Source organism: Dyadobacter sp. CY356 (genome assembly GCF_021440195.1).
Classification (GTDB): domain Bacteria; phylum Bacteroidota; class Bacteroidia; order Cytophagales; family Spirosomataceae; genus Dyadobacter.
In genome coordinates, this window is the sequence record NZ_JAJTSZ010000004.1 from 278,843 (window position 1) to 299,005 (window position 20,163).

The 20,163-nt window shown below is 40.2% G+C and carries 22 protein-coding genes; 8 read left to right on the top strand and 14 right to left on the bottom strand.

Going from position 1 to position 20,163, the window contains the following annotated elements; genetic code table 11:
• Positions 1 to 84 precede the first annotated feature (84 nt).
• On the bottom strand, positions 85 to 1,275 hold the full coding sequence (locus tag LXL81_RS15445; protein ID WP_234647701.1) for a 4-hydroxybenzoate 3-monooxygenase: 1,191 nt from the start codon (positions 1,273 to 1,275) through the stop codon (positions 85 to 87).
• A 509-nt stretch (positions 1,276 to 1,784) separates the two neighbouring features.
• Here LXL81_RS15445 and LXL81_RS15450 point away from each other — a divergent pair.
• A complete protein-coding gene (locus LXL81_RS15450) occupies positions 1,785 to 2,111 on the top strand; it encodes a DUF1761 domain-containing protein (RefSeq protein WP_234647702.1) in 327 nt (108 codons plus the stop codon).
• 10 nt (positions 2,112 to 2,121) lie between these two features.
• Here the strand turns inward: LXL81_RS15450 and LXL81_RS15455 are convergent, their stop codons facing one another.
• The 7 genes from LXL81_RS15455 to LXL81_RS15485 all read right to left on the bottom strand — a co-directional run bounded on the left by LXL81_RS15455 (position 2,122) and on the right by LXL81_RS15485 (position 7,838).
• Positions 2,122 to 3,105, bottom strand: coding sequence for a YafY family protein (locus tag LXL81_RS15455; protein WP_234647703.1), 984 nt, complete (start codon positions 3,103 to 3,105; stop codon positions 2,122 to 2,124).
• Positions 3,102 to 3,608: a YdeI/OmpD-associated family protein gene (locus LXL81_RS15460; RefSeq protein ID WP_310589581.1), complete on the bottom strand. Its 507-nt coding sequence runs from the start codon at positions 3,606 to 3,608 to the stop codon at positions 3,102 to 3,104. The genes LXL81_RS15455 and LXL81_RS15460 overlap by 4 nt, the downstream gene beginning before the upstream one ends.
• Before the next feature lie 176 nt (positions 3,609 to 3,784).
• A complete protein-coding gene (locus LXL81_RS15465; protein WP_234647705.1) occupies positions 3,785 to 4,177 on the bottom strand; it encodes a RidA family protein in 393 nt (130 codons plus the stop codon).
• 222 nt (positions 4,178 to 4,399) lie between these two features.
• A complete protein-coding gene (locus LXL81_RS15470) occupies positions 4,400 to 4,798 on the bottom strand; it encodes a hypothetical protein (protein WP_234647706.1) in 399 nt (132 codons plus the stop codon).
• Positions 4,799 to 4,964: 166 nt separating this feature from the next.
• Positions 4,965 to 6,008: an aldo/keto reductase gene (locus LXL81_RS15475; RefSeq protein WP_234647707.1), complete on the bottom strand. Its 1,044-nt coding sequence runs from the start codon at positions 6,006 to 6,008 to the stop codon at positions 4,965 to 4,967.
• A gap of 160 nt (positions 6,009 to 6,168) precedes the next feature.
• Positions 6,169 to 7,281 carry a metallophosphoesterase gene (locus LXL81_RS15480; RefSeq protein WP_234647708.1) on the bottom strand — a complete coding sequence of 371 codons (1,113 nt, stop codon included), beginning with the start codon at positions 7,279 to 7,281 and terminating at the stop codon, positions 6,169 to 6,171.
• Between the two features lie 89 nt (positions 7,282 to 7,370).
• Complete coding sequence (locus LXL81_RS15485) at positions 7,371 to 7,838, bottom strand: GbsR/MarR family transcriptional regulator (RefSeq protein WP_234647709.1); 468 nt, start codon at positions 7,836 to 7,838, stop codon at positions 7,371 to 7,373.
• Positions 7,839 to 8,101: 263 nt separating this feature from the next.
• On the opposite strand from LXL81_RS15485, the gene LXL81_RS15490 reads away from it, so the two are divergent.
• The 5 genes from LXL81_RS15490 (at position 8,102) to LXL81_RS15510 (ending at position 11,316) form a co-directional block, all read left to right on the top strand.
• Positions 8,102 to 8,680 (top strand): TetR/AcrR family transcriptional regulator, encoded by a 579-nt coding sequence (locus tag LXL81_RS15490; protein ID WP_234647710.1) that lies wholly within the window; start codon positions 8,102 to 8,104, stop codon positions 8,678 to 8,680.
• Between the two features lie 64 nt (positions 8,681 to 8,744).
• Positions 8,745 to 9,548: an SDR family oxidoreductase gene (locus LXL81_RS15495; protein WP_234647711.1), complete on the top strand. Its 804-nt coding sequence runs from the start codon at positions 8,745 to 8,747 to the stop codon at positions 9,546 to 9,548.
• Between the two features lie 19 nt (positions 9,549 to 9,567).
• A complete protein-coding gene (locus LXL81_RS15500; RefSeq protein WP_234647712.1) occupies positions 9,568 to 10,311 on the top strand; it encodes an SDR family oxidoreductase in 744 nt (247 codons plus the stop codon).
• A 62-nt stretch (positions 10,312 to 10,373) separates the two neighbouring features.
• A complete protein-coding gene (locus LXL81_RS15505) occupies positions 10,374 to 10,670 on the top strand; it encodes a putative quinol monooxygenase (protein WP_234647713.1) in 297 nt (98 codons plus the stop codon).
• 103 nt (positions 10,671 to 10,773) lie between these two features.
• The gene (locus LXL81_RS15510; RefSeq protein ID WP_234647714.1) at positions 10,774 to 11,316 is read left to right on the top strand and encodes a sugar O-acetyltransferase; all 543 of its coding nucleotides are present in this window, start codon (positions 10,774 to 10,776) and stop codon (positions 11,314 to 11,316) included.
• A gap of 408 nt (positions 11,317 to 11,724) precedes the next feature.
• Here LXL81_RS15510 and LXL81_RS15515 read toward each other — a convergent pair whose 3' ends face one another.
• Together LXL81_RS15515 and LXL81_RS15520 are read right to left on the bottom strand one after the other, a co-directional pair.
• Positions 11,725 to 12,627 (bottom strand): IS3 family transposase, encoded by a 903-nt coding sequence (locus LXL81_RS15515; protein WP_310589594.1) that lies wholly within the window; start codon positions 12,625 to 12,627, stop codon positions 11,725 to 11,727.
• Positions 12,624 to 13,001: a hypothetical protein gene (locus LXL81_RS15520; protein WP_234647715.1), complete on the bottom strand. Its 378-nt coding sequence runs from the start codon at positions 12,999 to 13,001 to the stop codon at positions 12,624 to 12,626. Before LXL81_RS15520 ends, LXL81_RS15515 begins: the two co-directional genes overlap by 4 nt.
• A gap of 495 nt (positions 13,002 to 13,496) precedes the next feature.
• Here LXL81_RS15520 and LXL81_RS15525 point away from each other — a divergent pair, with 495 nt between their 5' ends.
• Positions 13,497 to 14,771, top strand: a complete 1,275-nt coding sequence (locus LXL81_RS15525; RefSeq protein ID WP_234647716.1) for a C10 family peptidase — start codon at positions 13,497 to 13,499, stop codon at positions 14,769 to 14,771.
• A 3-nt stretch (positions 14,772 to 14,774) separates the two neighbouring features.
• On the top strand, positions 14,775 to 15,302 hold the full coding sequence (locus LXL81_RS15530; RefSeq protein WP_234647717.1) for a hypothetical protein: 528 nt from the start codon (positions 14,775 to 14,777) through the stop codon (positions 15,300 to 15,302).
• Positions 15,303 to 16,289: 987 nt separating this feature from the next.
• On the opposite strand, the gene rhuM is transcribed toward LXL81_RS15530, so the two are convergent.
• From rhuM to LXL81_RS15545, 4 genes are all read right to left on the bottom strand, one after another.
• Positions 16,290 to 17,099, bottom strand: coding sequence for a virulence protein RhuM/Fic/DOC family protein (rhuM, locus tag LXL81_RS15535; RefSeq protein WP_234647718.1), 810 nt, complete (start codon positions 17,097 to 17,099; stop codon positions 16,290 to 16,292).
• A gap of 266 nt (positions 17,100 to 17,365) precedes the next feature.
• The gene (locus LXL81_RS15540; RefSeq protein WP_310589582.1) at positions 17,366 to 18,319 is read right to left on the bottom strand and encodes a site-specific integrase; all 954 of its coding nucleotides are present in this window, start codon (positions 18,317 to 18,319) and stop codon (positions 17,366 to 17,368) included.
• Positions 18,277 to 18,564: an Arm DNA-binding domain-containing protein gene (locus LXL81_RS29165; protein ID WP_310589583.1), complete on the bottom strand. Its 288-nt coding sequence runs from the start codon at positions 18,562 to 18,564 to the stop codon at positions 18,277 to 18,279. The genes LXL81_RS15540 and LXL81_RS29165 overlap by 43 nt, the downstream gene beginning before the upstream one ends.
• A 298-nt stretch (positions 18,565 to 18,862) precedes the next feature.
• Complete coding sequence (locus LXL81_RS15545) at positions 18,863 to 20,086, bottom strand: site-specific integrase (RefSeq protein ID WP_234647719.1); 1,224 nt, start codon at positions 20,084 to 20,086, stop codon at positions 18,863 to 18,865.
• Positions 20,087 to 20,163: the final 77 nt, after the last annotated feature.

Here is a 20,163-nt window from a genome sequence, read left to right on the forward strand (position 1 = left end):
TAAATAGAATCAAAAGTTGGACAAATCCCGTCTTACCTACCCTTATGGCATAACTCAAGACATTGCCAACCCCTGATTACTATTTCAATTCATTCCCCGCTGGTACTCACTGTGCAGATGTGCAGCAGTTTCAGAGTCAAATAAATTATCAAGACGGGCACGTGCAATCATCTGACGAAACGTACCGCGTTGCGTGGGATCACCGGCATCATGCATCATGTCTGTAATCCAAACCGCAAAGTCCTGGTAGTTCCATATGTGAGTCAATACCGTGTCAGAATAGCTTTCCAATCCCATAGTATCATCTTCTTGTACAGCACGCAAGATAGCCTGTGATAAAATATCTACGTCGTAAAGAGCAAGATTCATCCCTTTGGCACTTGTAGGCGGAACCAAGTGTGCAGCATCGCCGACAAGAAAAAGATTGCGATACTGAATCGGCGCATATACAACGGATCGCAGCGGAACAAAGAATTTGTCATGAACCAGGGCATTCTGTATGGTTTTGTCATTAAGTCTAAGGCGAATTTCATCCCAAATCCGTTGATCTGACCAATCTTCGGGACCATCACTTAATGCGCATTGCAGATAATACCGGCTTCTGTGCGGACCGCGCGGAAGCTGTGCAACACAACCATAATCACTGACACCCATGATGGCATGGCTGGTGACGGGAGCTTCGACGAGCGCAGCCAGCCATGCATATCCAAACTCATGGCTATATTTGGTCAAAACACCGTCTGGGATAGATGCACGGCTAACACCACGGTCTGAGTCACATCCGGCAATATAATCACATGCAAGCGCGTGTGACCCGTTGGCATCTGAATAGGTAATTTTTGGATGTTGCCCTTCCTCATTGTGGATGGTGACATCAGCGATATCAAAACGTACGTCACCGGCCATGTTATCAATAAATTCCTTCATCAGGTTTCCCACAAGCATCTGCTGTGTGCAGAATCTGCTTGGACTACCGTCTTCTCCCACTATTTCAAAAATACGGCCAGCACCGTTAAGACGGTAATCGATTGTCTGCGCGACTAGTCCAAAAAGCAATTTGTCTGCCAGATCCCATTGTTCGAACATACGCACTCCACGCGCATCAACCACCCCGGCACGCTGTCGCATTTCAATATATGCCCTGTCCCTTCTTTCCAACACAACGCAAGCCACGCCGGATTTTTGCAGGAAGGTTGCCAGCGTCAGACCTGATACTCCCGCCCCAATAATAACAACTGTAGTCTGTTCAGTTATATTTTCTTGATTACTTCCCATAATAGATTACTTTAAATTTCTACGTATTGATTGTTTTGAACTTTGTTTTTATCCTACCACAAAGGTCAGCAAACGCAATGCGCAATACGTATAACAAGTCACGGGATAAGATGGACGATTCACTTATTTAAAGAAATTTCTATTATTAAAGCATACTCCACAGATAAGATCAAATAGAACTGAAAAAGGGAATGTTATAATTAGTTCTAACACACCTGCTCGGTGGATCCTCGAACATTACTGTAAACCTGATGAAAGATGATCTTGTATTTAAGCACTGGGAAATATAAATTGATTGGAACAAAGGTTAACTCAGTTTTCAATAGGACTTCTTAAATTGATACGAATTGTAAGACATAACAAAGTACATTTAAACCGGAATGTTTCTCCGTTTAATAGACCAAAATTATTGATAGAGCAGTTCCTAATAAATTTTACAATGAAATACGGGTTTACATAGATTTTCAGTTTAACCACCGATTAATTAGGACGTATTGACCTCACTCCAATTGTTCAGCGAGATCTATAAGGTTTCATTGGGCAAAGGCGGGCAGGAACTAAATAATCAAGGTCCGCTTTTTATTGCCAGCCCCGGAATCTGCGTATTGGTGACGATCCTGGCAAGCACTATCCTGTTTTATAATCTGGATATCACTACCTACGGCGAAGCTATTGAGTTTGCAATGATTATTGGGATTGGATTTTTAGTTTCTAATACAACGAACATTGCGATTAATCCAAATATTCCGCGGCCGCTGCTTTACAGCGTCATTACTAGCAGCTACCACTTAGTAGGCATTAACATGACGAGTTTAATCTTATTTGCAATGCGATAGTTGTGAGTATTTAGCTCTCTTCTATGTAAAAAGAATCATGTGCCTGTTTTGCAAGCTTGGATAAATGTCCTAGTAGCGAAACAGGTTCTAAGACTTTAACAGAACCAGCAAAAGGTAATAACCAAGTTGACAAGTAAGTGAGTGAGCCTACAAAAAACAACATTTCCAAGCTTCCGTCGGATAGTATTTTTTGATGCGCCCAACCGTATTTGTGCTTGGTATCGTGAAGATGTAGGACCTGGGGAGGCGGCAGCTTCGAAGGATCGAAATGGATCACCACTTTTTCCTGATCCGTTCGTTTAGCTTGGTCTGTCCAATACTGCTGCAATGCTTCGGGACGTGCAATGAAAGATTTATCAGATATGGCCAGGCTGCTGATACGGTCAAGCCGAAAGTTTCGAAATGCTTGCCGAAGGCGACAATATCCTACTACATGCCAATGATCGCTAAGATAAAGGCCGATCGGCTCAATCTCGCGCATAGTGGCTTCTCTTGATTCCGCTGCATTATAACCCATGTACACAACCCGGTAAGATGTAACGGCGGTGACCAGCTGCTGGTAAGTATTAGGCCGTTCAGACGCGCTGGGTGGCTCCATCACCTGAATATAAGGGGCTACTGTTTCCAGGTGGTCGCGGTCTGAATGCCGAAGCGCAGCGCGAAGCTTGTCCATTGCTGCGCCGCTGAGTTTGGCAGTGGCAGTATCGGTAAGCCTGGAAGCGAGCTTTTCAGCTGTCAGAAAGGCGATGGCTTCGTCCCGCGAAAACATGACAGGCGGCAGACGGTATCCTTCAACCATCGCATATCCTTTTCCTTCCTGAGTTACAATCGGTATTCCTGCGCTTTCAAGGGTTCTGATATCCCTGTAAATCGTGCGGGTGCTAACCGAAAATCGGTCTGCCAGCTCTGCCGCAGTAATTGTCCGTTTTGTTTGAAGCAGCGTAAGCAATGCAACCAGGCGCGAGAGGCGGGTAAGCTCAGGTTCTTCTTTCATGGCTCAGGTTTTTTTGTCCATTTAAGGACACTTGGTTTCAATTTTTGACTGGCAAATTCAATAATTTCGTAGATTCGTTTTTGACGGGTTTCATTCTTTTTTGCTAAAATAAGCCATTGTAACAAATTTCGTTTATCTGTTCTGCTTAGCGTTTGAAAGAAGTCATATGCAATAGGGTTGCCTGCGATTGCCTGCTGAAGGTCCGCAGGAATTACAATTTTTTCGACTTCGTCTAAAAGAAACCAAGATCCGTTTTGCTTTGCAGCTTCAATGACTGCAAATCCTGCCTCTGTCATCAATCCGGCTTCAATAAGTTTTTCTACCTTATCCTTATTGATTTTTGACCAACCACTTTTTGGTTTTCTTTTACTAAAAAATTGCATAAACCGTTCACTATCTAACGGCTTGGAAATGCTGTCTATCCAACCAAAGCATAGGGCTTCATCAACGGCTTCACTCCAAGTTAAAGTAGGCACCTGCGCACTTTTTTTATGGTAGATCAACCAGACAGATTGTTTAAAGGAATGGTTTTGCTCTAACCACTCCCGCCACTGCAGCCGGTTCAATGGGCTGCATGTGGTATCTCATTACCTGGCATATTCATTTAGAAAAGAGTAAGTACAATTAAGAAAAAGCAGGAACCCGAACCCGGGCCCCTGCTTTAATTATCAATAATCATTTACTTAACAACAGTTGCTTCAAGTTCAAGGGTAAGCCCACCATACAAACCTTTTACTTCAAGCAAGGTAGTAGCTTGCTTAATGCCATGTTTTGCAATCCAGGTTTGATAGGTCTGTACACAGTTTGTGAAAAAATCCTGAGTCGAAGTCGTAAAGATATTCAGCCTCACAATGCCGCTGGGCTCGTATCCGGCCTCACCAATGAGTTGCTCCAGATTCCGGATTATCAGCTCAAATTGGGTATTCATGTCCGAGGTAACAGGCTGTCCGCTGGCATCAATTGCAACTTGTCCGGAGCAATAAAGTGTTCCCGACGGCTGTTTGATTTCGACTGCCTGTACTGAATTTGAGTACTTGCCCCACTCCCAAGGATCAGTTATGTTCTTTTCCATTTTTTTGTTTGGTAATGTTTATTTGTTTTTGATTCTACAAAGATCACTGGGCGTAGTGACAGCCTTATGTCATACCTTTTTCGTCGGAGAAATTTTTATTGTGAACTCACCCATCGTCGTCTGTAACAATATTTGTAAGATGAAACAGGTATCAATGCTCTACCTTATACAGATACATCTCACTTTCAAACGCTTAGCATGAAACTAGCTTAATAATATAATCTAAACAGAATGTATTTTCAGCTCTGCATCGCATAAATCTACAAGCCCCTGATAAAAATAAAATTCAGCCTCAATCTCACTACTGCTGGATTTAGTTAATATTATATCGATTGAAACAGGTAGTCTCAGGCTAAATAGAATATCAGTTAGATGCATTTCTATAAAATGATGTGTTTCAGCATTCCAAAATTGCGCTGCAAAAACTGACATCATAGCATGCAAGACATCATGCAGCGGTAAGATTGAGGCTTCCTGAATGCTTTCTACTTCCATAGATAACTCAAAATCGTCAATGCGTTTCAGTCGGCACGAAAAAGGGATGCTGCTTGATAAGCGTTGAAATAGGACCTGATCAAAGACCATTTTATCATCCAGATATTCGAGTAAATACTTAGTCATTTCTAAATTGGTATTGGAAGCAGAATTTGGAAAGAAATGCAATCAGTTCTGTAAATCAGTATTGGAGTAACTTGCACTATCATTTTGCTTGCGGATAAAAAAGCAGGCTATGCCGACAACAAAAATTGTTACGAAATAGCCTGCAAGATTAGCAGCGTACATTTGATTAGAATGGGCTCACTAAATTTCCTGTTTTCAAAAGTTGCTCCCGTGCTGCGCTACCTGCCATCATCCAGGCAGGATATTCTGGTGAAAGTCTACTGGCTTCATCCAGCTTCTGAATATGTTCGTCAGAAAGTGTAATATCTGTTGCTGCCAGATTTTCTTTTAACTGCTCCAATCCTTTTACACCTAATATTACACTAGAAACTATACGTTTTGATAATAGCCAAGCAAGGGATATTGCAGATAATGATGTCTGCAATTCATCTGCTATACCTGCCAAAGCATATAGGATCGGCTCACCTTTAATAGGATCAACTGGTGGAAATTGAATAGTGGTACGTCTTCCCTCATTTACTGTGTTCCAGTATTTACCAGTAAGGTAACCACCAGCAAGTGGGCTAAATATCATCAGCCCCAATTGTTCACTTTCAATCATAGGTAAAATTTCCCGTTCAAGATCACGCCCAACTAATGAATAATAGGCCTGGACAGACTCAAAGCGTACCGCATTCATTTGCTCAGCGCTACCGACTGCTTTCTGTATCTGCCATGCTGCCCAGTTAGAAACCCCGACATAGCGAACAAATCCTTGTTGCACCAGATCATTTAGTGCTCGGATGGTTTCTTCAACAGGAGTGACCGGGTCCCATCCGTGTAATTGATAAAGGTCAATATGATCTGTACCAAGACGTCTGAGGCTTTCTTTGACCTGGTTCATAATATGGTAACGTGAGTTACCTCCTTGATTGGGCCCAACACCTGTTGCATGCCCCATCTTAGTGGAAAGCACCAATTCATTGCGCGCCAAGCCAAGGTTTTTGATCGCCCGGCCAATAATTTCCTCCGACTGCCCGCCAGCGTAAACATCTGCCGTATCGATGAAGTTTATACCGGCATCGATAGCTGATCGTATTATAGAATCTGCATCATCCTGCATCACTCCGGAAGCAGCTGCATACTTTCCCCCCGATTGGCCAAAGGTCATTGTTCCAAGACACATTTGTGAAACAAACAGACCTGTCCTTCCTAACATGTTATATTTCATCGCTTTTATTATTTATTGATTGCTGTTATATGGTGACTTGCTATTGATAAATCATTGGTAATTAAAAACCTGTTAGTTCTAAACAAAAAGAACCAAATGAGTAAAATACATGTATTGGATTGTTCAACCGGTAATAGGATTGTCTTTAAGTTTTTTGATTTTACATTCGACCGAGTTCCAGGATCGTAATTTCAGAGGTTGTTCCGATCCTAAGCGGTGGTCCCCAAAACCCTGTTCCGGCATTTGTGTAAACCCACATGGGGCCACATTTTTTCAGGCCGGCCGAATACGGCTGAAGCAGTTTAATAATCATGTTCCAGGGGAAAAACTGGCCTGCATGCGTGTGGCCTGAGAGCTGCAAATCAAAATGCTTTGAGGCTTCACTAGCAATCTTAGGCTGATGAGCGAGCAGGATTTTTATATCTGAAACAGGGCTTGCTAATAGGGCCTGCTCAATGTCGGGGCCATCTTCGGGTCTTATCTCTTTGACAGCCGGATCTGTTATACCTGCAAACAGGATGGAGCTATTTCCTTTTGAAATTAAAGTGTGCTGATTCAGAAGAATCTGAAAGCCCATTTGCCTAAAATGTTCAATCCACTTTTCGCTGTCCCGCAAGTATTCGTGGTTTCCAGTGATGTATAATACTGGGGCATGTCCTGTAAGCCGGGACAGCGGCTGAACGTGGTTTTTATACTTTTTGTGCTCACCATCTGCTATATCGCCGGTGAGCACAATTACATCAGGTACGAAGCTAATTACCTGACCGACAACATTTTCTACGTACGCCCGATTGATTCCGGCCCCGGCATGCAGGTCACTGATCTGCAAAATAGTAAATTTTTCCAGAGCCAATGGAAGGTTTGCAATCGGAACACGGATCTTCACGATTTCTGGACCTTGGCTTGCTTTCCAGTATCCAAAGAGTAACACGCCAAACCCCGCCGCTGCTATCATAAGGGTTACCGGCATTGAAAAGGCCATGATTGCCCAGTCGGGTTTAAATAATTTGACAGGCAAAAAGATTAAGTCTCTTATAAGAATAAAGGTGATTACAATGCCTAGTAAGCCCATGTCAAAATGAACAACCGCTCTGAGGACCTTATCGGGCATCTCAGACAGAACACTGTACCATACCAGCGGATAAAGTAAAAGAATGCTAATACTCACTGCTGCAACCCACCATGAGTAATGCCCTATCCCAGTTAGCCTGAAACCAAGAAATAAAAACAAAAGAGAAAAAATAAAGATTGCAACGACTAAAAACCAATTCATATCGCGACTTTGTGCTTACAAGAGCATTTATTTACAGACAAATATACTACTTAGTTCTGGAATAAAAGAACCAATCAGCAAAAAAAAATTTATTTTATGTGCTTTTGCTCCCATCTGGTAAGAGCTGATTCCATCTCCCCGAACATATAATCTGTGAACTCTTTCGCTTCCAGAAGCACCTGGTTTGTTTCAGGATATTTATCCGATCGGAAAGCAATCGCTTCCGGGATGACCTGTATCGTAAAAGGCCGCTGGGTACGCACAATCGTCTTCATGAACTCATACCAGGCGGTTTTCTGAATTCTGAAATACCGCTTTCTGCTTCCATTTATGGTGAAATATTCGATCAGGCATCTTAACTGTAATAAGGTTAGTGCGTTACTGACTGCACTCTTACTTAGGTTAAGTGTTTTTTGTAAGTCTTCAAAAGTTTGATAAGGTGGATCGCCAATAAGCAGCAAGGATAGAATCCGCGCTGCTGCCGGAGGATAACCATCCTTCTCGGCCTGAACGCCCATTTTTTCAACCATTTCCAACATTTTCTGTTTTTCTTCCATGATGCAAATCTAGCAAATAATAGTTACGAAGATGAACAGAATTAAAAGTTGAGATATATGTACTATCACAACGGCAATTGCATTACATGCATATAATCCTCCTACACATGAAAGAATAGCAAAGTTACTTTCAGATGGAATATGATAACCTGAAAGCTTGTACTCCTTGTTTAAACACACAAATAAAAAAAGTAGCACATATTGTATCAACCGATACAATATGTGCTACTTTTGTATCGTCTTAAAAATAAAAGTTCAAAAAAATGGCTGGAAGACAAAAAATATATGATGAAGATGCAGCTTTAAACGCTGCTATTGAGGTTTTTTGGAGTCACGGCTACGAAAAAGCATCTTCCCGGGATCTGCAAAAAGCAATGGGTATCGGTTTCAGTAGTTTTTACCTGGCTTACAAGGGAGGCAAACAGGAATTGTTTGCCAAATCCTTGCAGCGTTTTTTCACTTTGTATCCCCAGCCATTTTTAGACTTGCTCAAAAGCGTTAATAATCCGGTTGAAGCAATCAGACAATATTACTATGTCATGACTGAGCCCAACGGTAAGTTCAGCGAGTTTGGCTGCTATTTCAGTAATACTATTTTTCAAGCTGATGACAGCGAATTTAAAGAAGCCGCAGCCAAAAACCTGACCACAATTGCGGATGCTTTTGATGATGCTTTGCTACGTGCCAAAAATGCCGGTATAATACACCCAACGATTCCAGCGGAGCTTTGGAAAACATACCTTTTAAATTTATGGACAGGACTAAATACAACGAAATCCATTGTAAAGGATCAATCTGTACTTAGGGCGACGATTGATTTCAGTTTAAAGGTTTTCGAGTAAGCCCTTTTTTTGAACTAAATTGTATCGATTGATACATAATGATAAACTCTAAATAACAAACAAAATGGGAAAGACGATTTTAATCACTGGGGCATCATCCGGCTTTGGTTTATTACTGGCTAAAGACCTTCATGATAAAGGTCACATGGTGATCGGCACGAGCCGTACGCCGGAAAAGTATGAAGGGAAATTCCCCTTCAAGTTATTGCGACTAGATATTTCTGATGATCAGTCTATTCAGGAGTTCACTGAGAATGTTACCAAACTGGTTGCTAAGCTTGATATACTGGTCAACAACGCCGGTTATATGGTAACTGGCATCGCCGAAGAAACACCTGTTAAGATAGGCAGACAGCAATTTGAGACTAATTTTTGGGGCACGATTAAAGTAACCAATGCTTTATTGCCAATTTTCAGAAAGCAAAAAGCCGGACAGATTATTACGGTAAGCTCTATTGTCGGGCTGATAGGACCACCCAATCTCTCCTATTATTCTGCATCCAAACACGCAGTCGAAGGTTATTTTAAATCATTGCGCTTTGAGCTAAACCAGTTTAACATCAAAGTGAGTGTGGTAGAGCCGGTCTGGTTCAAGACCAATCTAAGCCATAATGCAGTATCGGCGACTGGTACTATCTCAGATTATAACCAGTACCGGCCCAAACTTAACGCATTTACCCAAAAGGGAATCGACACCGCCGAAGAGCCCACTGCGGTCATCCAGACTATTTCCAAGTTAATTGATGCGAAGGAGCCGAAATTCAGTAATCCGGTTGGGAAAATGACGGGAATGATCCTGTTTCTGCAAAGCTATGCCCACAAGATGTTTGAAGGCTCTGTTTTGAAGGATGTACAAAAGGCTATTTAGTAAATAAAATAATCTCAAAATGAAAATCATAAACAAAACAATCCTGATCACCGGTGGCGGCTCAGGAATCGGATACGAAGCGGCAAAATTGCTTACCGCCGATGGTAACAAAGTCATCCTCGTAGGAAGAACAGAAAGCAAAATACAGGCAGCAGCGCAAAGCCTGGCCAATGCTGTCGCAATTCAATGTGACATCAATGATGAAGACGATGTCAATAAGCTATTTGCAATGATCTCAGAAGATTATCCGGAGTTAAGTGTTTTGATCAACAATGCAGGAGCCGCGTTTTTATATGAACATGGAGAAAACGCAGGCGCTTTTCAGAAGGCCACAGCTGAATTTGCCACAAACTACTTTTCAGTGATCCGCCTGACAGAAGGCCTGATTCCCGTTTTAAAAGCTCAGCCGGAAGCTGCGATTGTTAATGTGACTTCCATTGCAGCCTTCGCCCCGGGTGCTTACCTGCCATCCTACGCGGATAGCAAAGCGGCCCTGCGTTCTTACACATTATCATTACGACATACCCTTGCGAAAGACACCGGAATAAAAGTCTTTGAGTTGATACCACCCTTGGTAAACACTGAATTTTCTAAAGAAATAGGTGGGCAGCAAAATGGTATGCCTGCCATTGAAGTTGCAGAAGCGTTGATCAGAGGCTTTCAAAATGAAGAATACGAGATTCAGGTCGGCCAAACAGCGGAATTCAGAAAATACTATCTCTCAGATCCAGAGGGCGCATTTGTCATGATGAATCAAGGATGATCAGCGGTATGCGGGATGTTAGTTTCTCCGCATACCTATTACTAAAATTAGAATATTGAAAAATGGGAACTAAGAAGGTTATCACAAATGTGACGATGGTTATCAATGCAGCGTTTATCGAGCAGGTTCTGCTGCAAGCAAAATCGACCAGAGAACAAATCTTGCAGGAAGAGGGCTGCGAAACATTTATTTTAAACAGAAAGATACAGGAGCCAAACACATTGGTCCTTCTGGCGATTTACCAATCTGAACAGGCATATAACTGGCATAACCAACAAACGTATGTTAAAGATTTTTTTGCTTTTTTAAAAGATAGGTTAAAGGGTACGCCTGTTGTAGAATTTTTGCAGGAAATTTGACTAAATGAACTGACTAAAAAATGCAGATATACTGCGGAGTGAAGTTTCTCAATTTTGATTAGAATTAGAAAAATTAAAATAAATGAAAACAGAAAAAGATAAGATGCTGGCTGGAGCGCTGTATCTGGCATTCGACAATGACCTTTTTGAAGAGAGGCAACTCGCAATGGATTTACTCTATCAATTCAATGCGCTTCATCCCCGCAAGGCCGAAGAGAGAAAGGAAAAATTAAAAGAGCTTTTAGGGTCTGTTGGTAACAATACTTGGGTGGAGCAGCGCTTCCATTGCGACTATGGCTACAACATCCATGTAGGAGATAATTTCTACGCCAATGTCGGGTGCACAATTCTCGACTGCGCACCGGTAACCATTGGAAATAATGTGTTATTTGCTCCTGGTGTAAGTCTGTACACTGCCGGTCATCCAATAAATACCCAACAAAGAATTGACGGACTCGAATATGCGTATCCGATTAATATTGGGAACAATGTCTGGCTTGGAGGAAATGTCATCGTGCTGCCGGGTGTGAGAATCGGAGACAATACCATAATCGGCGCGGGAAGTGTGGTAACCAAGGATATACCAGCTGATGTAATTGCTGTTGGCAATCCATGCCGTGTTATTAAAGATAACAAACAATCTTGATTGGCAAGCCTCTCATAAGCTAGCTTGCAGAATTAATAATTGCAGAATAGTCTTCCAAATCTGGCGCGATTTGGAAGACTATTACAGGGTTAAAAGCACTTCCTGATTTGGCCCATTTGTAATAGAAAGTTTAACTTTTTGTATCGTCCTGATTTTACTTTACATTTTGTCCCGTACTGGAATTTCTTTACAGATTTTGAAGGCGAATAAATTGATTTGCTTTACTACTATTTTGGGTTGTCAAATTTAAAGAAAGGGTACTTATTTTTCAAATTTATACGTAATGAAGTTGACACCCCCTTTTTATCAAGAATTTGTGTATCTTAACTAATAAAGCTCCACTGGCTGTAAACCGCAACTAGCTTCGGTCCGAAGGCAGAAGTTAGTTGCGGTTTATAGCCAGGAACCTCAAACATTTCTTAGCTTTTTCTTTTTCCAGTGCTTTTGTAAAGGCTGATCAAGCATATGTGCAGCTTGTGGCGTAAGGTAATCGCAACTCATATGCGGACGCAAGGTGTTGTAATTGTGAACTGCCATTTCTGTCGCAACTACCGCTTCTGCCTGAGATTTGAATACCCGATTCAAACGAAAATCTGCTTTTAGGATACCATTAACCCTTTCAGCAATGGCATTTTCATAAGGATCACCATTTTCAGTCATACTAATACGTACGCTTGCCTCAATTAATATGCTCACGTACTGAAAACTACAATATTGTGAGCCCCTATCGGAATGGTGGATCAAACAGGAATTCTGATCTAGCTTTTTTCTTGTAGACAATGCCATCTTCAGTGCTTGAACACACCCTTCCGCAGTAAGAAATGGATGCAGGCAATACCCTACAATAAGTCTGGAGTGAGCGTCTGTAATCAGAGAAAGGTAATTAAATCCGCTACCGACGCACAAGTAAGTTAAATCACACACCCAAACGCTTTCTGTTGTATTAATTTCAAAGTCCTTAATCAGGTTTGGATATTTTTTCATCCAGTGATTGGAATTAGTCGTCTTAGGTATTGTCCTGGCTGATCGTACCAGCAATTTGTTAGCTTGCAATAAGGAATGAAGTTTATCTCTACCCAGCTTAATTCCGCTCAAGCGTAAACTCGGTTCCAATAATCGGTACAATTTGTGTGAACCCAGTCCAGGAATATCACGACGAATTGCCGCCACCAGGTCCAGGACCAGTAGCTGATCATGATTTTGCTGCGAAAGATATTGTTGTTTTGAATAAAATGATTGCCGGCTATAACCAAACAGTCTGAAAAGGCATTCGACTCCTGCATCTGCATTACGATTTTCACGTAAACTTATGACCGTTTGGTACCACGCTTTTTTCGGATACTAATTTTCAGATCAGCTTCAGCGATGTCTATCATATTGTTCAATGCAAGAATCATCAGATTCGCATCCTTAACTGCCCGTTCTAATTCCTTGTTTCGTTGTTGAATTGCATGAAGGCTATGCTTTTGTTTTTCATCCATTGGAGGCAATGTAATTAATCCGTTTTCTATTTTCTTTCGATAAATATTCACGAAATTATTAACGACATAAATGCTGGAAATATTTAGACATTCCATGACGTTGGCAGGATCCTCTCCTCCGAAAAGAATTCGAATGGCCACCTCTTCCTTTAATTCTTCACTGTACTCTCTGCTTTGGAGTAACGACTGTATGTGACTGTTCATCTTAACTGTTTTTTAGTCAAAACTGTCAAGCTATATCAGTATAAGACAAAAATAAAAAGTCAACCTACACTTTACAAAATTTTAAAATACGCTGGGGTTGATGTAAAAGGTTTTTTAAAGAAGAGACAATAATATCATGGTACTTTGTGTACAATCTTTTAATTTAACCCAAGCAAAACAAAACAAATGTCAATATTGACCTGAGGGGCTTTACTTCTGCTCTTCCAGAGGTATTGAAAAACGATTTGTTTTGAAACGTTGGTAAAACCGTGGTGGCCTCGAGCATCGATTATGGCAAAATGCAGGTCTTCACTCAGAACGGCAGCGTTATTATTATAAATCTAATCCTAATGGGCTGGTGAGTTAAAGCTTGTAAAAAACATTCTAATATAACCGTTAAATAAGTTGTATAAATATTTAATACAGCTTAATATATATTCTACAACAATTAAATTACATTTGAATGTAACCATTATAAACTACCTCCCAAATCTTATGAAAACAACATTTCATCTAAAACATCTATTTATTATCACCTTTTTATTAATCCTAAACGGGTGTAAAAATTCGCAAGATGAATCTCAGATTCAGCAAGATAGTAATCTTCAATCCAATTATGTTAGCCTTGAACAGGCACTAAAAATTGCATCAATTCAAGCACCTCTTAATAATCAAAGCGGAAATAAGAATGGTAAAATTAATAAAAGAGAAGTACAAAGTTCATTTAAGGTAAACCCAGATGGCAATAACCCCTCTATGTACATTATCAACTATGAGGGAGGTGGATTTACGATTATTTCAGCTGATAAAAGGGCCATTCCTGTCTTAGCCTATTCTGATGATAATCGTTTTGATACGGAGACAAAAACATTACCAGGTGGTCTATTAGGCTGGTTAGCAGAAGCCGATGGTCTTATTCAGGAAATTCGCAAAGAAAACAAAGAACAAAGTCCGGAATTTAGGACATTATGGGACAAGTTTAATCAAAAGGAAATGATGGGGCTCAGAACTTCAGCATTACGAACTTCTGGATACGCATATGCTGACGGGGATTGTAATACGTCATCTAATTATACAATTTTTACCGGTGCAAACCAAATACTTTCATCTACCTGGAGCCAAGGTACAGGATGGAACGACGCATGTGATTATGCTGGATGCTCTCAAACATATAATGGGAGATATTGGACTGGATGCGTTGCCACTGCATTGGGGCAGATAATGAGATATCATCAGTATCCTACAACTTTTAACTGGTCGAGCATGCCACTGGGCTATTCTACCAGTACAACGGCATCGTTTTTAAAAGAATTAGGAAATAGTAATAAATTAAATATGTCGTACGGATGCGATGGCTCATCTTCAAATACAGGTAACATACCAGCGGTGTTAACAAGTTACGGTTATGCTTCCGGTGGTTCATACCAAGATTTCAATAGATCTACGGTGGAAAGTGAATTGTATGCAGGATATCCTGTTATACTTGCAGGTGGAAGAAACGCCGGGTGGTGGATTTTTGGAAACTACGCCGATGGCCACGCATGGGTTGGAGACGGTTATTCAAATTCTTTGTACTATTGGTGTCAACCGGATCCGAATACTCCAGGCGAACAAATTGATGTATTTAGTGGAATTGCCACAAATGCTATCCATATGAATTGGGGTGGGGGCGGAAATAATGACGGTTGGTATGCTGAAAACAATTGGAAACCAGGCTCCAGCGATTACACATATAAAAGGAAAATGGTAACTGGTATACGAAGACCATAAACTATGAAAACAATAAAGCATTTTGCATGGATTCCATTGATTGTTTTTTTTGCTTGTAAAAAGCCTTTTAACAGTCCCAATGTGATAGACACAGGAATTTATTTGGCTATGACAAATAGCAAAGGTGTAGATTTGTTAAATCCAGTCAATCCAGAATCTTATAAGCCTGATTCAATACGAATTTACTATCTCAAAAATGGTAAAAAAGAAGAAATATATATACCGAACCTAGACTATCCAAGAAAATTCGTAATAAAAAAAAATAACGGTAATAACCGATATTTTTTGCAATTATTTCTGGATGAAGGTACTTATGATCGAGAAATAACAACTACTTACATACAATGGAATTCTCAAAAAGAAGACACAATTAGATGTGAAATGAATAGATACCTAAGCCAGAATACGGTGTACTGTGAAAAAGTTTGGTTTAACGGAATTTTAAAGTTTGACGATGCCACGCAAAGTACAGGAACAAATTGGGGTGATGGGATTTTTCATAGACTCATAGAAATTAGTCACGGAGAATAGGTTAAGAGAGGCTGTCTTCTATGTTGAAAAACAAGTCCAGGATTAAATTTAGGCCTTCTTTATTGAATTTGGACAATAGGTTATTAAACTCCCGTTGAAATGTGTTAACCTGAAAGGTTATCTCATTTTAACGGGACCTCTTAAATTCTATAAACCACACTTCTACCATATAACTTCTTATGCAGCGAGATCTTTTGTCAACTTCCAAACTAAATGAGAAAACTCCAAAGTAATTAGGAAAACAGCTTAGTAAGAATCAAAAAATATCAACCAATATATTCACTACCAGCCAATTGACAGAGTCTCTTTGATTTTTTTTCAAAAAAGGTTCTCATTTAGTACGGAGATTGTTGAAAACATTCTCAATAAGTAAGGCTATTTTCTTACGACTTTGGAGAAAAAATAGACTTATCTGGCGATTATTTCTCATTATGTATGGAGATTGACATTTGCTACGCGAAACCCGTGGCGCTTTTTGTACTAACTTTTAATTTAACCCCTACATGCGCATTCGTTAATCTATTAATAACCGGCTGCTTGCCACAATAGTTCTTTCCTAGCCAATTAATCCATGAAGTATAGCGAGTCTTAACCGGTTCATTAATAATTGGCTTAGGCCATCAGGGCTGGTGTTGTATAACAAGCGCTGAAAATGCTAATATGTACCAAACAGGCCTCTAACAATTTACAATTGAACACAATAACACCTTGGTCAAAGTTTACTTTAACCAAGGTATTTCCATACCGACAATATATCATCAGAAAGTAAATAAGATTATCAACCTTCTACTTTGGCTCCGAGAATATTATCATGCCTATCACGTCAGAGATAACACTACTGATTCCTGTTCAGCACACTAACAATCAACTTTTTAACCGTTTCCATTTCCTCAGGTTTGCTGGCGGCGGCGATAAGTGTTAGACTTGCAAGAGCTTCATTACTCATAAGTGATACCCCGGTTCCCGATTTTAAAAAATCATTATTTTCTAAGAATAACAGAAACAAGCTGCAGCGATTCGCTTATTCCCATCAACAAATGAATGGTTCTTAATGATCAGATAGAGTAATGTTGCTGCTTTTTCTTCAATTGAAGGATAGAAGTCGATATCTCCAAACCCTTTACTGATTTGTGCCACGGAGCTCTGAAAGCTATCATCCTTTTCCTTACCAAAAATATCAGAGTCGAAATCCCTTCTCATACTCTCTATGAAATTTCGGTAATCCGATAACTCCGGATACTTGGCATGGCGGGTTGTGACACCTTTCGAATCCAATTTTTCGTGATCATAGTCATCCAGTAATTCAAGACCTTTGGCGAATTGATCAAGCAAGGTCAGGTCTCCTTCATCCATCTTTGTTTCAATTGCCCGGCTTAGTATCCGGATTCCATCCCTCAAGGTCTGTACCTCTTGCTGCTTTTGATTCAACCGTTTCTCGTTAATCGCATAACCTTGGATCAGATAATCTTTTAAAGGCTGTGTTGCCCATTGCCGAAACTGAGTAGCTTTTGTTGAATTCACCCTATAACCAACAGATATTATTACATCCAGGTTATACAAATTCATCATTCTTTTCTTTCCGTCTGCTGCAACCTGTTCCAAAATGGAACAGGTTGCAGCAGGATCTAACTCACCAGATTTGTATATGTTATTAATATGTTTTACGACAGCTGGACGCTGAACCGAGAATATCTCAGCCAACGAATGAGCGTCAAGCCATACGGTTTCTTCTCCAAATTTTACTTCTATTTGAGTTTGTCCGTCCTGGCTTTGATATATTTCTATTTTATTTTTCATTTTCTGGATTTAGAATTCAAGTTTACAATAAATTTATAATTCTTCTGGAGCCAGTTTAAGCTGGGGCTCATTGGTCAACACGCCGCGCTCAGAAGTCTTATATTTCAGAGAAAGTCTTCAATTCTCTGCCGCCTCCCACAGATAAAAAACAGTTCATGAAAAGCATTCATGTATGAACAAGATATTTATAATTATAACACCACCTAAGTATCGCATATTAGCATCGCCTGCGATACTAATTAGTCTTAGGCGTTTCTCAACTTCTCCTATAATGCTCTCATATCCTCACTAATCTTCACATCCAAAATCTTTGCATAAATCATCGTCTGCTTCAAAGAACGATGTCCAAGCATTTTCGAGACTTTTTCAATAGGCACCTTATTACTGAGCGTCACCATCGTCGCAAACGTGTGACGGGCGATATGAAACGTGAGCGTTTTTGAAATCCCACACAAACTCGCAATCTCTTTCAGATAAGCATTCATCTTCTGGTTGCTTAATACCGGAAGTACAACGCCACGATTACAGCATAAAGGATCTTCCTCGTACTTTTGCATTATCTCCAGCGCCGTTGGAAGTAGCGGAATTCTGGTGGCCACATCGGTTTTCTGTCTGGTCGTATCGATCCATAGATCTCCATCCATTCCGGTAACAATATCGCTGCGCTTCAACTGTTTTACATCCACGTATGCAAGGCCGGTATAACAGCAGAAAAGAAAGATGTCACGGACATTGCTTAGACGGTCCATTTCAAATTCTTTTTCTGTAAGACGTTTGAGCTCTGCACGAGATAACGGATTTTTGACAACTTCCTTTTTAGTCAGTTTGAATCCCTGAAACGGGTCATTTTTCAGCCATTTATTATTAACGCAGATGAGCACAATCTTTTTTAAGTTAGACATGTATTTGATGGCTGAATTGTGATTACAACCACGTGCGCTGCGAAGCCAGAACGAAAATTCAGAGATGAATTCAAAATCAAGGTCGCGGATCTGCCTGTCATCCATTTTATACTTCCACTGAATAAACGAACGCGTATGCTCGAGAGCAGTTTTGTATCTGCTTAGTGTAAGTGGGGCAAACTCTTTTCCTACGAGTGCTGCCATCTGTTCGTTATGGTACTGGAAAACTTCCAGGATCGTTCTCGTTTCACTACTTTTTCCAAGCAAAATATTTTTCAAAGCCTCGGCAGATAATTCTCTGTCATCTTCGATAAGCATTTTTTTGCCTGAAACACTTTAGAGCTTAGTGTATCCAAATACGCGTTGAGGGTTCTTGAATCCTCCTTGTTGCCGATTGCACGTCCGGCGTCAATACTCCAGTTGGAAGGGCTCCAAAGCTGCTTTGTAGATAATTCTGCCGATTTTCCATCGACTGTGATTCGAAGGTAAACATAACGTAAACCTTCTTTTTGATTTTTGGCGTGTTTTAAATAAAACAACATACCGAAACTGTTTTCCAACATGACGCTAGCGTTTAAGTGATAAATATCGAGCCGCCGCGCTTACAAATCAAGATGTGCAATAAATGAACATCTTGCTAATCAATAAGTTAACACTTTCCAGCGTCTTTTTCTCGTTTTTTATCGAACTCCACGAATGACGCTGGAAATGATGGGAATTTTTGCATATTTTGGGATATCCCGGAAAGCAAAAATGCCAGTAAATCATTGACTTACAGGCATTTATTGATATTAAAAACTTCTAAATGGGAGGGAGACGGAGTTCAAACCCTCGACCTCCAGAACGACAGTTTTAAATGAATTATGATTGTTTACTTCCGAGCAACTCTTTCAATTTATTCATATCATGACTTATTTTCTTGTCAACAACTTTGGCATAAAGCTGTGTAGTTTTCAAATCCCGGTGACCAAGCATTTTTGATACACTTTCAATGGGGACACCATTAGAAAGTGTTATTGTTGTTGCGAAAGTGTGTCTTGCCAAGTGGAAAGTAATGTTTTTTACAATTCCGCATTGATCTGCAATTTCTTTCAAATAAGAGTTCATTTTTTGGTTGGACAGCACTGGCAATAGCTGACCTTTGTTTACGCACTGTGGATGATCTTCATATCGTTTTAGCAAGTTCATAGCGGTGGGAAGAATTGGAATACTAGAGCGAGACTCTGTTTTTTGCCTTTTAATCAGGAGCCATTTTCCACCGTCAATACCATCGACAATTTCTGACCGTTTTAATTTGTGAACATCTGCATAAGCAAGTCCAGTGTAGCAGCAAAAAATAAATATGTCTCTTACCTGGTTTAATCGATCCGCTGCAAATTTTTTATTAACAATATCAGATAATTCTTTCTCAGTTAGAGCCGTTCTATCAACCTCATGCTTATGCATTTTATAGGCAAAAAAGGGGTCTTTTTCCAACCAGTCGTTTTTTACGCAGATCAAAACAATTTTCTTAAAATTAGCGAGGTATTTCATCGTCGAATTGTGACCACATTTCCGAACACTTTTCAAATAAAACTCATAGTCCGTTATGAATTTAAAGTTGAGCTTCTTTAGGTCAATATCATTCTCTTTGAATTTCCACATCAGAAAATCACGCGTATGCTGTAAAGATGTCTGATATCTCTGAAACGTGCCATAAGCATAATCCTGACCTACAAGCTTTTCCATTTTGTAATTATGCTCCTGAAAAACCTCCATTAGCATTATCGGCTTTTCTGCAATGCCAAACCATCTATCTTTGAAAAGTTCGATCGAAAGTGTCTTACCTTCTTGTATTATGTCTCTATGAATGGCATGAGCCTTTCCTTGTAAGGTATCCAAAAAAGAATTAATGGCCTTAGCCTCAGTGGATGTCCCTTTTACCTTTCCTGTAGGCACTGACCACTTTTCCTCAGAAATCAGTTGTTTGGTTGTAAGCTCGCACCGCTGTCCACTGATGGTAACCCGTAAATAAATTGGAACCAAATTTCCCTTAGTAGCCTTTGATTTACGCGCATGAAAAATCATACTCATTCTTTTTTCCATAATCTCCACCTTTTAAATTTTAAAACTAAACCTCTTTTAGTGACCTGTCAAGATGTTCACATCGCATACATCCTGCT